A 15,434-nucleotide genomic window follows, 5' to 3' on the forward strand; every position below is an offset into this window, starting at 1 on the left:
AAGCCTTCGAAACACCAAATCACAAAATATTAATATGAAAAATTAATTTATAAAGCTGTTGCAGTATACGTTACTGTCTGCGTATAAGTTCCGGCCGGCTTACCTAAAATATCAGAAGATGATGATTTTGCCGCTGGAATAGTGTAATCCAGATTCAATGTTAAGGCACTTCCAAGAGGAGCGTTAGTAACTAAATTCTGATCCGTTGCAGATAAAACTACAGTATTTTTTGTTCCGCCCATGGTTCCGGCTGCTGTAGCGGCTTTGATTGTCAGAACATTGACAGGGATTAAATTCGTTCCGTTCATGAAATTAGCGCCTCCTGCTTTTACTTTAACATTAAAATTCTTTGTGGAAGTAACTTTTAAAGAGTTGGCTTTAGTAATTGTCTGATCAGAGTTATAGTCTGCTGCAGTAACATAGTTAAAATCTACCGTATTACCAATGGCTGTACTTCCTGCATCGATAGAGATCACATCGTTCAGGGTGATGTTTACGGTTGTAGTTGCGGTTGTATTTTGAGCTTGAACATTATTAGTTCCAAATAGGATTGCTCCAAAAGTTAAGGCTGTGATTGTAATTAGTTTTGTCATGGCAGTAATATTTTATTGTTATTTTTATTTAATTATTATCTTTTGTATACTGCAAATTTATAGTGGTGCTAAAATTTTCTTTGTAGTGGAAAAAGGAAGTTCGTGTAGTAAAATCACTACAAGGTTTATTCATATGATAAATGAAAAAGCCCTCAAAACTTAGAAAATGTTGAGGGCATATATAAATTACTGCTATTTCTATTATAAAGCTGTCGTAATATAAATTACCGGATTTTGAACTTTAGCTATCTCGGTTCAATACATACCAAATCAAAGGCCCCCTGAGGAAGCCTTCGAAACACCAAATCACAAAATATTAATATGAAAAATTAATTTATAAAGCTGTTGCAGTATACGTTACTGTTTGAGTATAAGTTCCGGCCGGCTTACCTAAAATATCAGAAGATGATGATTTTGCCGCTGGAATAGTATAGTCCAGGTTCAATGTTAAGGCACTTCCAAGAGGAGCGTTGGTAACTAAATTCTGATCCGTTGCAGATAAAACTACAGTATTTTTTGTTCCGCCCATGGTTCCGGCTGCTGTAGCTGCTTTGATTGTCAGAACATTGACAGGGATTAAATTCGTTCCATTCATAAAATTAGCCCCTCCTGCTTTTACTTTAACATTAAAATTCTTTGTGGAAGTAACTTTTAAAGAGTTGGCTTTAGTAATTGTCTGATCAGAGTTATAGTCTGCTGCAGTAACATAGTTAAAATCTACCGTATTACCAATGGCTGTACTTCCTGCGTCGATAGAGATCACATCATTCAGGGTGATGTTTACGGTTGTAGTTGCGGTTGTATTCTGAGCTTGAACATTATTAGTTCCCAGTATCATTGCTCCAAAAGTTAAGGCTGTGATTACGATTTGCTTTTTCATGATGGTAATATTTTATTGTTATTTTTTACTTAATTGTTATCTTTTGTATACTGCAAATTTATAGTGGTACTAAAAGTTTCTTTGTAGTGGAAAAAGGAAGTTCATGTAGTAAAATCACTACAAGGTTTATTCATATGATAAATGAGAAAGCCCTCGATACTTTTGTAGTATCGAGGGCTTTTCTATTTAAAATTGGTATTGACTTACAATGCAGTGGCAGTATAAGTTATTTTTTGTGTGTAAGTTCCCTGTGGTTTTCCTAAAAGTACCTTGGATGCATTTTCCGCAGAAATAGAGTAAGCAATATTTAAAGACTGTTTGGTACCTAAACCTGCATTACTCACCAGCACCTGATCATTTGGAGATAAAGTGACCTCATTCAGGGTTCCCACCATACTTCCGCCTGGTATTGCTTTTACCTGTAATATATCTACAGGAATGACATTTGCGCCACTTACAAAGTGTGCACCTTCAGATTTTACTTTTACATCAAAATTTTTAGAGGAAATAATGACTAAACTATTGGGAACGGTCACATTTTTTGATGAATTATAATCTTTTGTGTTCCCATAATTAAAATCTACAGCGCCTTCTGAAGCAGCAGAGCCAATATCCATTGCAATAACATCTGATAAAATAATATTGACTGATGTACTCACATGCTCTGAATGTTGTGCCATAACCCGGTGGGTTCCTAAGGCGGTTGTTCCCAGAGACAACGCAACGATAAAGATTTGCTTTTTCATGATTAATAAATTTAGTGAGGTGTAATAATATTGTCATTCGGAATTCATTATAAAGCTAATAACATTATATGACATTACCAAGACTTTTTTCATTGTTGAGTGTATTATATAAAGAATCTGCCATCTTAAAGCAGTATAAATAATTGATTATAAACTGCAAGTATACAAGACAAACATCAATTAATTTAATTAACAATAAGTGATTTTAAATTCGATTAAACACGTCAAAAAATAGAAAAGTCGGAAGATTTTTCTTCCGACCATCATTACCATAAAAGGACTCCTTATTTAATCTTTAGTACCTATTTGTTAACCAATCTGTTTGTTATAAAACATTTTATATTAAAAAACTCTTTTTCCATTTGGTTACTGTGTTTGGGCTTAATTTAAAGTGAATGGCGAGTTGAGTGTTATTAAGTTTATTTTTTTTCTGATAATCAAGCATTTTAAGTATATCCTTTTTCATAAATGAACGATGCTTCTGACTGGCAGCAAAAGTTTCCTTATCCGGAATCCCAAAAATTTTTTCATTAAGTTCCATAATATCCATAACGGATAAACTTTCTTTCTCTAATAATCGTTGACAGGAATCTCTTTTTTCCGGAAACTCTTTTACGATGATGTCATTATAAATTCTTTTATAATCGGGAACTATTTTTTCCATAAAATGTTGTATTTAATTTATTTCGCTTTTATACTTATATATCCATTTATACAAAGTTGTTTTAGGAATTTTATAATGCTCTATTACTGCAGCCTTTGACATTTCTCCTGATTCTATCTGTCTCAGAATAAAATCAATGATTTCCCTTGTGTAAATATTTTTACGAAACTGAGGTAAGCCTGGCTTTTTATTCTGTCTATTTTCTATGCTTTTACCTGCTATTGATGGGGCATACAATATCAAATGCTGAGAATACAGCCTGAAAAAATCATATTCTAATAATTTACTCCATTTCAACAGATTTTCTGTTTCTATACTTGAAGATTTGTACATTCCTTTTATTTCCTGTTCAGTACATTTCATAAAGCTACAGATACGGGATAGTTCTATCCCGCTTTCTGCAACTTCTTTTTCAATCAATGTCCCTATTGGAATCTCTTTAAAATTCATTAGTCCGTGTTTTTAGAATCTTATAATTGAAGGGTATTTATAAACCGACAGACGGAATTCATCTGCCGGATACAATGAATTTAAGGTGAGCTCATCCGTTCTATTTTATCATTTCATATCAATAGGATGACATTCTTTGTGCTGTCATAAAGACACGTCGGATATTATTGCTGGGATCAGTATCATTTAAATTATCTACAGAAACAAAAACGATTACTCTATACCAGATTCCGTCAACAATTACATCTACCGTTTCTATCTCCTGAGAATTATCACTGGAGTTTGTAGCTGTTACAGGAGTAGAACTGCTATTCATATTGTCTCCCCAGTTAAGATAAATTCCATTATCCGTTTCCATATAACCTCCAGGCGCTAATAAAACGTTCGAGCGGCGGAAGCGGTCTACGCTCGATAATGCCGAATACCATACTTTAATATTAGAACTGGAGGCATTTACCAAACGTGGATTGTAGGTAACGGCTCCTGAACCCTGATTGGAACTTGCATTAAAATCAAGATCCAATTTTAACTTTCCTCCTAAAATAGCATCATAAGTACCGCCAACCTGTGTGCTCAGCAATCCTATATACGTCGCCGGTAATGTATAAGTAAAGAACTGATACTCTCCAGGTGCAAGTACTTTCCCAACACCTACTGTTGCACTACAGCTCTGCCCTCCTATCGAAATGGGAAATGTTGTTGTATTGGGGCTGGATACTGTTGGTATTCCGGAAACAGTATAATTTAAAGTACCTGATCCTTGCGCAAAATTACCCTGAGGAAGTGTTGCGGTAAGACCATTGACAGGTCCTATTGTTTGTGGACCATATATTCCTGCATTGCCTCCTGAATAAGGAATCGACATGGTACCCTGATAAGGAGTTCCGGCGGTATAGGTAAGCGGGCTTAGTGTTACGTCAGTACATCTCAAACCGCTTATCGTTCCCGACTGTAACGAGCGCCCATCCAAAGGTCTCCATTGGGTTCCGTCCCAATAAACATATCCCTTAAAGGTAAAAGTAGACTGAGTTCCCAGATTGTAAACCAATAAGCCAACTGCAGGATTAGGTATTGTAGACGCATCATTATATACTGTTAAAGCTACTCGTGGACCTAAAAACCCTTTTTGGCTGCCCGATGCAAGCTGACTTACATTAAGCTCCAGAATAGCAGATGCGTCGGGAATTGCACCAATACCTGTAGATCCTGAATTGGTTACAATAAAATCATTGGCTAATTGTGCGGCCGTTGGAGTTCCTGTTACAGCATTATTTTTACCACCATCGATATTGAATATCCCTTGTGGATTTTGCGTATTGATGCCTACTTGAGCGAAAGCTAATGTGCCAAACGCTAAGGCAAGAATTGTATAAAATTTATTTTTCATTTTGTTTGATAATTTGGAAAACGGAAAAGAGTCTTATGAGTACTCTTTTCCATAGTACTATATTTTGAATTTGTGTTCCTGTTATTTTGCTATAAAATGATTTTGAAAGAGGGAGGAGACCGAATTTGTAGTCCTGCCAGAAAAGCCCTTTCGTACACATCGGTTTTAAGAGATTGCTCTGGACAAAACTGTTTTTCGTACAGGATAAATATCTTATGATTTCTATGTAATATTCCTTGTTTTTCTTTCAACGTGTTGGTTATAATAATAGCAATATCTTCTGATTTTCCATAAAAAATGATAGTAGACTTACCATTTTCAGCTCTGGAGATTTTCTGTTCAGAAATCAATTTTAAAACTCTTTTTTCTTCTTGCTTTTTTTTAGCTTTTTTTATAGTATTACTAAAAGAACTCTGCTGTGTTTTTGGTAAGTAAGAAGAAGAAGAAAGTACAACAATCTTGATATTGGACATTTGCTGCAGGTTATGCACTTTAGTATTGGCTTTAATATATAATGAAACCAGACTATCTTTTCTCTCTAACAAAGAAATAATAATACTGTCTTTAATATAGAGATCACAACTTTTTCCAATATATAATTGAGCATATATCTTACAAAAAGAGCAAAGCAAAAGAAGCATACCTGATGCCTTTGTCATATTGTAACTCTTATTCTTAAAATACATTTTCACCTCATTGGAATTGAGCTGTAAAATTGATCTTATTTTAAGCTTAAATAAAGAAATACCATACGCTACAGATACCTTATCAACACGGTAAAATATACGGCATAGATACCACCAAAAGAACAAAACACACTTAATTTTCTAATTTTCAATACATTACAATAAACAATAATAGATCATTTAATTAACAGCATTAAAAACCAGAAATTCCTGTGCTACGCAAATGGAAATCTGATAATATTCAATTACCATTAACCTTGTATGAAGTTCTGAGAACCAAAAAAACAACACAATGACAAACCATTTTCAAAACCTGATGCAGATAAAAAAACAGAAAACCAATAGTCTAAAAAATCCGTTGAGGATAAAATATAAATGAAATTGTGTGGGGTGTCTACAAAAATATGACTATGACTTTTATTATGGTATTAAAAATGGCAGATGATATAGTTTACCTTTTTGTAGTAAAAAACATTCAGAGCATTTAAAACTACAATTTCTGACCTACTAATTTCAGTATTATGTACAGGCCGCTATAAAGATTTAACATTACTTAATCACTTGGTATATTTTAGCTTACATTTTTATGGAAAATTAATTTTACAGAAATAATTTTCAACTACAAATAAGTAGTATCTTTTAACAAATATTTATGACCAATGTTACGTAAAATTTGGAATTATATACAGAATCTGCATATTGATCCCACTGCTGACAGATTTGAACGTCTAGATGCCCAAATATTAAATTTATTCGCATTTTCTATAGGAATAGTTTTACTTGTAAGCGGATTCAGAGATTTGCTGTTTGGGTTTGAGGGCTATTTTTTGTTATTGTTTGTGCTAGGCAGTATTTTTCTTATTCTGTTCTTTTTTACTAAGGCCCGGCAAAATATCATGATATGCTTTATTGTTATAGAGCTTGCTATGCTATTGGTTTTCTTCTTTTCATCCACTTCAGGTTTTGAAAATGGCTTGTCATTATATTATTTTTTGCTGCTCATGACTTCCTTATTTATTTTTAACACAAAGAAAAAATTAAAGTATATTATAGCTGTTTTTGCTACGGCGTTTGTTTTATTTCTCATAAGCCATTATTATGATTTTAGAATATTCAGGATTAAAAATGCCGGAAATTTAGAATTTTCAAGAAATCAGAGACTTTTTACTTTTTTACAAGTATTTATATGGTTTGCAATTTTCGGATATTTTATTCTGCTAAAACATTTTACTGTTTTGGAGCTGTACAGAAAAGTCCTTCGTAGCCAGAATATAATTGCTAATATACGTACGAGGCTGGATAAGAAAGACGATATAGATTTAGAAAATCTTGTAAAAATGGCTATGAATGACGACATCGCGTTCATACCAAAAATAAAACAATCATTTCCCGGATTATATGAAAACCTCATGCATGTAAATCCGGAAATTACATCAGAAGAGTTTAAACTATGTGCTCTTCTCAAGCTGAATTTCACTACAAAAGATATTGCGGAATACAATCATATTTCAATACGTACAGTTCAGTCAAGGAAAAGCAGGCTGAGGAAATCATTTGGAATCTCTTCTGATACAGATCTTTACAAATGGATAGATACTTTCTAATTTCCCTTATTTTAGCAGTAGTTATTTATTAGAAATCAATAAAAGCTCAAAAAGAATTTTCTACACTTTTGAAAAAATTGGAATATGATGGCTTTCTCATATTGAGAATGAGTTCACCCAACAAAGATCGATGGAGCCTGATAGCTTAGAAATGGAATTGCAAAATCAGAAGATGCCAAGAAAAGACCTGGAAATAAAACATTGGGTTGAAAAAGTTTTAGAAGTGATACCGAATCCATCAAAGCTATACTCAGAAGGAAATAAAGAAACAAAACAGTCGATTTTAGCGGAAAAACTTGAGTTTGAAGAAAATGCGTTTCGGACACCAAATTAAATTTTGCACTACCCTACATCTTACATATAACAATAGTTTGCAAACAAAAAAAGACGGACAAAACATTAAAAAAAATGTTTCGTCCGTCTTTGTGACCGCAGAAGGATTCGAACCCTCACTGTCGGAGCCGAAATCCGAAGTTCTATCCATTAAACTATGCAGCCGTATTCATAAGTAATGAATGATAAGTAATGAGTAATGCTTGATTACCTATCATTTATACTTTAGAAAGTAATTTTCACGCCTCCCAGAATCTGCGCACCCAGGACTTTATATCCCTTGTACGTCTGGTATTTTGAGCTCAGAAGATTATTTCCGAGTGCGAAAATACTGAAATTTTTGTGAATTTTATACTCTGCGGAAAGATTTAAATCAGCATACCCTCCAACTTTATCATTTGTATTCTCTGTAGACTGGTAAATTATGTTAGGATCACCTATACCTTCTATCGCATAAGAGTTTGTAGTTCTGTCACTTGCAAAGATTCCTTTGAATCCAAGTAATAACTTCTTGTCAAGCATCGTATATTTTGCCCCGATGCTCGCATTGAACAAAGGAACGTTATAAATGTTGTCGTAAGCCTTAAGATCGTACTTGGTAAACCTCAATTCTCCGTCTAAAATAAGGTTAGCCAATGGGAAATACTGCACACTACCCTTAATATCGCTTACATTTCCGTCATCATACACTGCAGAGAATGTATTGGCAAAATTGTAGGCAGAACGATTAACAGAGTTGTTATCGAAAAGATCATTGGCCTTAAAGAACATAATATCTCTCATTTTTCCATAACCCGCAGAGAAGTCGTATTTCAGCGTTTCGTCAATGTCCCCTCTCAATCCTACATAAAAACGATATTTAGTCTCTGTGGGCTTTAAAAACTGGTCAGAAAGGATAAATGGATTCGTCTGTAACATATCTCCGTATGTATTCAGTTTCAAACCACCGTCTACCCCTCCGTAGAATTTAAATTCATTAGCAGCGGCAAACTGAAACTCTGCCTGTGGGAACCAATAGGTTTTATTATTTTTTTGCTGCTCTAGCTGATCGTTGGAATTTTTAGCATTCAGGAAAGAGAATGAAGATCCTAACGTCAAATAAGAGTCTCCTTTTCTGAAAGTTACTTTCGGAGTCAGGCTGGTATTGAAGAAGTTAGCAGAGTTTTTATCCCTGATGGCAAAATCTGTCTTTACCGCATCCAATCCTACTCCAAGGTCAGCATTCAGGTTGATTCCTGATTTACCTAATTCAACAGCATGTTTGGAGAAATTGGCAAGAATAGACACCTGATTTTCCTGAGCATCAAAATGATCCTTCAGGAATGATGATTTTACCCTTACATCATTTAAGATTTCGTTGGAATAAAAATCGTAATACCCGTTTACTTTAAACTGATTTACTTTTTGTTTCAGATCAAGCTCTCCGGTAGGCTGCATAGCGTAGATCCCATAATAATTATAGCTATCTAAGCCATATTCAGCATTAAGGTTGAACTTTCCTTTTTCACCGTAAGAGTTGAGGAAAGCGGCGATATTCGCTGAAGTCTGCCCGGATTTCCAGTCGTAATCTTTTTTAAGACCATTGGTGGAAAGAACATGAACATCTGCACCTACTTCAAGCTTATTTTCAAGAGTTTTTGAAACGTTTCCATCTACCAGGATTTTCCCGTAGTTACCCATTCCGAACTGGAAATAATTATTCTGAGCAGTTCCGTCAAATTTAGGTGCTACGTCCTCCCCCTGAATCGTTGAAGTTTTGAAATCTGAAACAGCAGGAACATCTGTGATGGTATATTTCACAGGTGTCTGCGATTTCTCTTCCGGCGGATAATTTTTAATGGTTTCCACAGAAGTTTTCTTCTTCTCGATCTTCTTCACTTCCGGCTCTCTTTTTTTGTTAAGAACCAGCTTTTCCTCCTTGATCTGGGAAAACGCCACCGACGAAACCCCTAAAAATAATATGGATAATAATTGAATTTTCTTGTTCATATTTTCTTTATTTGAAAAAAATATATAACGGGCTTTTATTTATTGGAAGCAATATAACTGCCTAATAAAGCTTTCCCCGACTGTTTTGAAAAAGTTCTCCCCAGTCTGAATATATTAAACAGCCAAAGGCTTTGATAAACTTGTAATTTGTATTGATAATTTTTTGTTGCACTATTCTCAGCTACATCATAACTGTAAACAATATCATAAGGAAATGCTGAAGGCAGTAACCCGACTGTAATCATACTTCCAATCATTGGGTTTCCGCAAGGAGGAGTATAGGTTTTCATCGGATGCAGTGTTATCTTAGATACATTGGTACTGTCTTCTACAATTTCATAAATATCAGAATGTTTTAAAATCTCAAATTCTTTCTTAAGATCCTTATTCACTACAAAAGCTTTCTGTTTTTGAAAGTCAGCTTTTGCGTGGTTATACTCTTTTGGATAGGCACTGTATGAAGGAATACAGCTCCAGAGTGAAGCAGAAATTAAAAAAGAATATATGGTAATTTTAAAAACCTTCATGTACTATTTCTTAATCTGTTTTTTAACTTCTTTTGCTTCTGCAACAATTTCAGGGAAATCCTTATAGTTTGCAATGATCTGATCACAGGTATAACTTGCCTGGTAGTTATCTTTCAGGCCGATATAGTTTTTAGCCATCAATACCAAAGCTTTTGCTCCCCAGAATTCTTCTGATGCATAATTATTGGCAAGCTTAAAGATCGTCTCATTAGAAGACTTGAAAGCTTTTCCTTTGTTCTGATAATAGGCTTTTGCATATAAAGCTTCCGCAGCTACCGAAGTATTCGATGATTTTTCAAGAGAAGAATAGGCAGCCTGTGCATCTTTGTCTTTTCCTGAGTTCATCAGGCTTCTTGCTTTAATCACTTTCGCAGTTTCAATAACGGCTGCAGAGTTTTTAGAATTGGCGATTACTGCATTGGCTAATTTTTCAGCTTCTGAGAAATTGTTTTCTTCCGCATACAGTTTCATCAATTCCACATTTGCATAGTTTTTAATGCTGATGTTGGAAGAATTTTTGATGCCTTCAAGGTACTTTTTAGCTTCAGCAGTATTCCCCTGTGCAAGGAAGATCTGAGCTAAACGAGTTTGCGCATCATCCTGGTAATCATTCTGAATTCCAGCAACTTCCTGAAGCACAAGTAAAGCTTTGGTTGAATTGTTAGTCTGATAATAACTTTCTCCTAATTCGTACTTAGCCTGGTACAATCCTTCCCCTGTCGGGTTCTGTGTCAGATACTTTTCGTAGTAAGAAATTGCATTCTTATAATCTTTCTTCGCGAACAACTGCTTCCCTGTAGATAAGTTGATCTCATCAATTTCAGCAGCATCTACATTTACTCCAATATTTCTTGCGAAAGTTTCATATCCTGAAACATCTCCGTTTTTCGTAAAGATAGGTTTTGCAGCCTGAACTACTTTCTGAGCATAGGCCGTATTTTTATACTGCTCACCCAAAGATTTCAATTCGGAAAGTGCTTTATCATTCTGGTTTTGATCGATGTAATTCTGCGCTCTATAGATAGAAGCATTCGCAATCAGATCTTTGTCGGAAGAACCTTTAATTACTTTTCCGAAATAATCATTAGAGTTGGCAAAATCATCCTGAGCAGCGTAGGCTGTTCCTATTTCGTACTGAGCATCATCATAATATTCGGAATCCGGATATTTTGATAAAAGATTTTTAAGGTTGTTAATCTTCGCCTGTGTATCTCCTTTGAATCCCAGAGCCATTGCTTTTTGATACAAAGTATAATCCGTAGCATCTTCGTTTTTATCATAGATAGCAATGGCTTCGTTCAGATCATTGTTGGCATAATGGATATCTGCAAGACGAAGTTCTGCATCATTTTTAAATTCCGGTTTCGGATTGGTAAGATACTGCTTAAAGTAAGTAGCCGCCTGATCAAATTTCTTAGATTTAAAATAGGCATATCCCAAATCATAAGGCAGCTGCTGCTTTTCAGGGAAGTTTTCCGTAAGAAGCTTTTCATAACGAACAATGGCAGATGGATAATTTCCTTTCTGATAATATACCTGTGCCAGCCAGTATAAAGCTCTGCTGTTGAATTCTTTATTGATATTAAAACCAAGACTTCTTAAGAAATATTTCTCGGCCTCATCATAATTTCCTTTGTTGAATTCTTCAGTCCCTAACAAATAAGAAACCTCCTGGTCTACTTTGTTGATCTCAGGAGTCGAACTCTGTAATCTGTCGATTGCGTTCAGCGTTTCTTTATAGTTTCCGGAATACAGATAGGATTTCACCAGTAATGACCTCATTTCTGTGGCATTGGCACCATCCTGATTTTCGTTGATATAACTTTGGATCACCGCTGAAGGACTTTCAAACGGGTTACCGATATCGTAACTTAGTTTAGCGTACTGCTCATGGGCCAGCTTTTTCACTTTTGCATCATAATCCATCTGATAAGAAGAACGGAATGCGGAAAGAGCTTCCTGTTTTTTATCTACAGCCAGATAAGCATTTCCCAGCTGGTAGTAAGCATTCTGGGCCAAAGCAGAATTGCTGTTGAGAAGCTGGTTGTAATAAGAAACCGCTTCATCATATTTTTTAAGCTGTGCTGCTACAAATCCCATCTCATACAAATCGTTTTCAGATGGATTCTGCTGTACATTCAGATAATCTTTCAAATGTGGATACGCAGAGGTGTAATCATTCTTCATGAAGTAACTCTCCCCGATGATCTTATGAACTTCCGCTTTATAAGAATCTGAAATATTTTCGTTCAACAAAGCTGTTCCTTCTGTAATAGCCTGATCATAGTTCTTATCATTGTAATACATCTGTACATAATAAGGACGTACCAGCTTTGAGAATTTATCCTGATCTTTTATCGAATCAAAATACTGGAAAGCTTTATCATTCTGTCTGTTGCTGTAATACAAATGCCCAAGCATATAAGCAATATCTCCTTTTTGGGACTGATCTGCTGATTTATAAGCTTCTTCAAGGGCATCAGTAGCTCCCTTAGAATCACCCGTCATGAATTTTGCATATCCAAGCTTCAGAATATACTCGGTATTCTCCTCTTTCGAAAGCTGATACTGGTTTACTTTTTTCAAAGTCTCCAGCGCTTTATCGAAATCTTTTTTTGCTAAATAGTAATCTGCCAGTGGAAGATTAGCCTGAGCAAAATAAGCAGAATTAGGATATTCTTTCATGAAAGCCGTTAACCCTTCTTCAGCATGATTTTTCTGAAGAATCACACCGATCACATTATCAAAAAACTGGGCGCCTTCCTTTTTCGAACGGGACAAATTCTGATTGTAGAAATATTGTCTTGCATATTCGTACTGGGAAGCGTTGTATATTTTGGTCTGATAAAGATTTTCGGCTAGATTGAACCTGTAATTTTCTTTCTGGGTAAAATATTGGGACTGTTGAGCATCGGAGATTCCGAAATAGATGACCGCAGCCGCTAAAAGTATTTTTTTTGATTTCATTCTTCTTGATATAAGAAAATTAGTCTAAATAAGTTAACGAAAATATTAAAAACTTATTGTTTAAGCAAGTTTTAACAGTGTTAATGACAGTTAATTCTTATTTGATAACAATGTAAATTTTCTCACCATCCAATGATAAAATTTACTACTTTCGTTTGATAAAATATAAACAATTTTAATAAACAGTTATCAAAAACATATTTTAATTTGATACTTTTTCAACAGCAGCTAAAAACATACCATAAACACACCATCTCATGAAATTTAAGATTCTTTTAGCATTAATTTTTGTAAACCTTCTGCAGGCACAAAAGTTTTATTTTCCCAAGACAGCTGTAAATGACTCTGTTATATTGGAAAAACAGATTCCAGGACTTGCGCAACAAGTGATTCCCCTCCTTCAGTCTGCAAAGTATAAACCTGAAAATACGGTTGACCTTATGGATAATCTTTTCCGCTTGCAGCTGGTGGCTCATGATTATAAAAATTCATTGGCCTCCCTTTTCGAAAACCGTAAGCTCTTTGCGGATCACAATATGGGAGACTACAGATACATCGGATTTGAACTGTATGCCCTTGCAAAAATGGAGCAAGAAGAAAACAATACCTCATTTTCCAATGCCCTTCAAAAAGTATTTAATCAAAAATACGAAAGCCTTCCGGAAAAACTGATTCCAAGACTGGAACTCGCTCTTAACGGAGATGTGAACGCATCCAGAAAACTGTTGAAGAATTTCCTTGATAAACAAAAAGATAAGGACAGCATCGATTACAAAACGGCACTGGCTCTATGTAAAAATTATCTGAATTATAAAACCTACTCCAGCATCAAACCTCAGGTCATGCAGCTGCTGGCTTCAAAAGACAAGGAAAGATTCATTATTGAAACGAAAGATCTTAAGATCAATGGAAATACCTTATCAGTCACTATTGTTCGCAGAAAGGAAAACACATTGCCACTTCCTGTTATTTTAACCAATAATATCTATGCAGGTCCCATTGATGATTTCTTTGGAAAGAGAGCCGCTACATACAATTACGTAGGGGTTGTTGTGAATACGAGAGGCAAGAGAAACAGCAATGATGTGAACAATCCTTTTGAGCATGAATCGCAAGATATTTATGAAGTGATAGACTGGGTCAGCAAACAGCCCTGGTGCAACGGGAAAGTAGGAATGATCGGAGGAAGTTATTTAGGCTTCAGCCAGTGGGCAGCCGTAAAAAAAGTGCATCCGGCATTAAAGACGATTGTTCCTCAGGTTGCCGTGGGAATCGGGATTGATTATCCGGCTCAGAATAATATCTTTATGAGCTATATGCTTCAGTGGATACAATATGTGACCAATAACAAATTTACAGATGAAGCAGATTTTACCAATGCTGTAAAATGGGATTCTATTTTTACAAAATGGTACAAAAGCGGGAAATCATTCAGGTCGTTAGATAAAATAAGCGGGAAACCCAGCAAAATATTCCAGCGATGGCTGGATCATCCGGGATATGATGAGTACTGGCAGAAAATGATTCCTTACAAAGAAGATTTTTCTAAAATTAACATTCCTGTTCTTACCACGACAGGATATTATGATGATGATCAGATTGGCGCACTGTATTATTTTAAACAGCATCATCAATACAATAAAAACGCAGATCATTATCTGGTAATAGGCCCTTATAACCACGGCGGTGCACAAAGTTTCGGATTTACTTACGTGAATGGCAGTCCTATTGATCCGGTGGCCAGAATAAGCATCGATGATCTTGCTTTCTCATGGTTTGATTATATTCTTAAAGGAGGAAAAAAACCTGAACTACTGAAAGACAGAATTAATTTTCAGGTCATGAATACGAATACATGGAAACATGTTGCTGATCTTGACAAAATGCATAATTCTTCTTTGAAATTCTACCTTCAGGACAAAAAAAATACGTCTTCAGTCTTTAATAAACCTGAAACCAGAAATTTTACAACTCAAATTATTGATTTTAAAAACAGGGATCAGAAAGACATTTATTACAAGGTCAGCAAAAAAGACAGTATCAAAATGACTAATTCTGTCGCTTTTGAAAGTGAAATTCTTGACAAGGATATGATCATGAGTGGAAACCTGTCAGGAGTTTTCAATGTTTCGATCAATAAAAAAGATTTTGATACGGATACCTATCTGTACCAGATTTCTCCTGATGGAAAAACCTATTTACTATCCACTCATATCGTGAGAGCCAGCTATGCAAAAAACAATCAAAAACGACAGCTTCTTGAACCGGGCAAGACAGAACAGATTCCCATTAACAACTCGTATGTTATGAGTAAAAAGATAGAGAAAGGAAGCAAACTCCTTTTGTTGGTCGGAGTCAATAAAAATCCTAACTGGCAGATTAATTATGGATCTGGCAAAGACGTAAGTGAAGAAACGATAAAGGATTCAGGGGAACCGCTGGAAATAAAATGGTACAATGACAGTTATGTGGAAGTCCCTGTTTATAAAGATTAAAAACCTTTTTAAACAAGTTTCAGCAGACTTCATGTGATAAAACAACAATAAATCATTTCATTCTTTACTGATAAAAATTCTTAATTTAGCCCGCTAAAAAAATAACCAATTGA

General features: G+C 35.1%; 13 protein-coding genes and 1 tRNA gene. 3 read left to right on the forward strand and 11 right to left on the reverse strand.

The window, feature by feature from the left end:
* Positions 1-47: 47 nt before the first annotated feature.
* The 7 genes from AC59HC_RS12095 to AC59HC_RS12125 all read right to left on the reverse strand — a co-directional run bounded on the left by AC59HC_RS12095 (position 48) and on the right by AC59HC_RS12125 (position 5,379).
* On the reverse strand, positions 48-593 hold the full coding sequence (locus AC59HC_RS12095) for a peptidoglycan-binding protein LysM (RefSeq protein WP_202838707.1): 546 nt from the start codon (positions 591-593) through the stop codon (positions 48-50).
* Between the two features lie 334 nt (positions 594-927).
* Positions 928-1,473 (reverse strand): peptidoglycan-binding protein LysM, encoded by a 546-nt coding sequence (locus AC59HC_RS12100; protein ID WP_202838706.1) that lies wholly within the window; start codon positions 1,471-1,473, stop codon positions 928-930.
* Between the two features lie 203 nt (positions 1,474-1,676).
* On the reverse strand, positions 1,677-2,219 hold the full coding sequence (locus AC59HC_RS12105) for a peptidoglycan-binding protein LysM (RefSeq protein ID WP_202838705.1): 543 nt from the start codon (positions 2,217-2,219) through the stop codon (positions 1,677-1,679).
* 337 nt (positions 2,220-2,556) lie between these two features.
* Positions 2,557-2,883 carry a helix-turn-helix domain-containing protein gene (locus AC59HC_RS12110; RefSeq protein ID WP_202838704.1) on the reverse strand — a complete coding sequence of 109 codons (327 nt, stop codon included), beginning with the start codon at positions 2,881-2,883 and terminating at the stop codon, positions 2,557-2,559.
* Positions 2,884-2,895: 12 nt separating this feature from the next.
* Entirely contained in the window at positions 2,896-3,333 is a 438-nt protein-coding gene (locus AC59HC_RS12115; protein ID WP_202838703.1) for a transposase, read from the reverse strand.
* Positions 3,334-3,451: 118 nt separating this feature from the next.
* Positions 3,452-4,720 (reverse strand): phage tail-like protein, encoded by a 1,269-nt coding sequence (locus tag AC59HC_RS12120; RefSeq protein WP_202838702.1) that lies wholly within the window; start codon positions 4,718-4,720, stop codon positions 3,452-3,454.
* 89 nt (positions 4,721-4,809) lie between these two features.
* Positions 4,810-5,379, reverse strand: a complete 570-nt coding sequence (locus AC59HC_RS12125) for a hypothetical protein (protein WP_496558670.1) — start codon at positions 5,377-5,379, stop codon at positions 4,810-4,812.
* A gap of 1,370 nt (positions 5,380-6,749) precedes the next feature.
* Here AC59HC_RS12125 and AC59HC_RS12130 point away from each other — a divergent pair.
* Positions 6,750-7,010 (forward strand): helix-turn-helix transcriptional regulator, encoded by a 261-nt coding sequence (locus AC59HC_RS12130; RefSeq protein WP_202838700.1) that lies wholly within the window; start codon positions 6,750-6,752, stop codon positions 7,008-7,010.
* A 130-nt stretch (positions 7,011-7,140) separates the two neighbouring features.
* Positions 7,141-7,344, forward strand: a complete 204-nt coding sequence (locus AC59HC_RS12135) for a hypothetical protein (RefSeq protein ID WP_482399204.1) — start codon at positions 7,141-7,143, stop codon at positions 7,342-7,344.
* Between the two features lie 92 nt (positions 7,345-7,436).
* Here AC59HC_RS12135 and AC59HC_RS12140 read toward each other — a convergent pair.
* From AC59HC_RS12140 to AC59HC_RS12155, 4 genes are all read right to left on the reverse strand, one after another.
* Positions 7,437-7,508: transfer RNA gene (locus AC59HC_RS12140), tRNA-Arg, on the reverse strand.
* A 60-nt stretch (positions 7,509-7,568) separates the two neighbouring features.
* Positions 7,569-9,332, reverse strand: a complete 1,764-nt coding sequence (locus AC59HC_RS12145; RefSeq protein ID WP_202838621.1) for a porin family protein — start codon at positions 9,330-9,332, stop codon at positions 7,569-7,571.
* A 35-nt stretch (positions 9,333-9,367) separates the two neighbouring features.
* Complete coding sequence (locus tag AC59HC_RS12150; RefSeq protein WP_062675232.1) at positions 9,368-9,859, reverse strand: hypothetical protein; 492 nt, start codon at positions 9,857-9,859, stop codon at positions 9,368-9,370.
* A gap of 3 nt (positions 9,860-9,862) precedes the next feature.
* Positions 9,863-12,826, reverse strand: coding sequence for a tetratricopeptide repeat protein (locus tag AC59HC_RS12155; RefSeq protein ID WP_343638741.1), 2,964 nt, complete (start codon positions 12,824-12,826; stop codon positions 9,863-9,865).
* A 257-nt stretch (positions 12,827-13,083) separates the two neighbouring features.
* Between AC59HC_RS12155 and AC59HC_RS12160 the strand changes: the two genes are divergently transcribed.
* A complete protein-coding gene (locus AC59HC_RS12160; RefSeq protein ID WP_496558671.1) occupies positions 13,084-15,321 on the forward strand; it encodes a CocE/NonD family hydrolase in 2,238 nt (745 codons plus the stop codon).
* Positions 15,322-15,434 lie beyond the last annotated feature (113 nt).

It is taken from the genome of Chryseobacterium sp. DZ-32 (assembly GCF_059587025.1).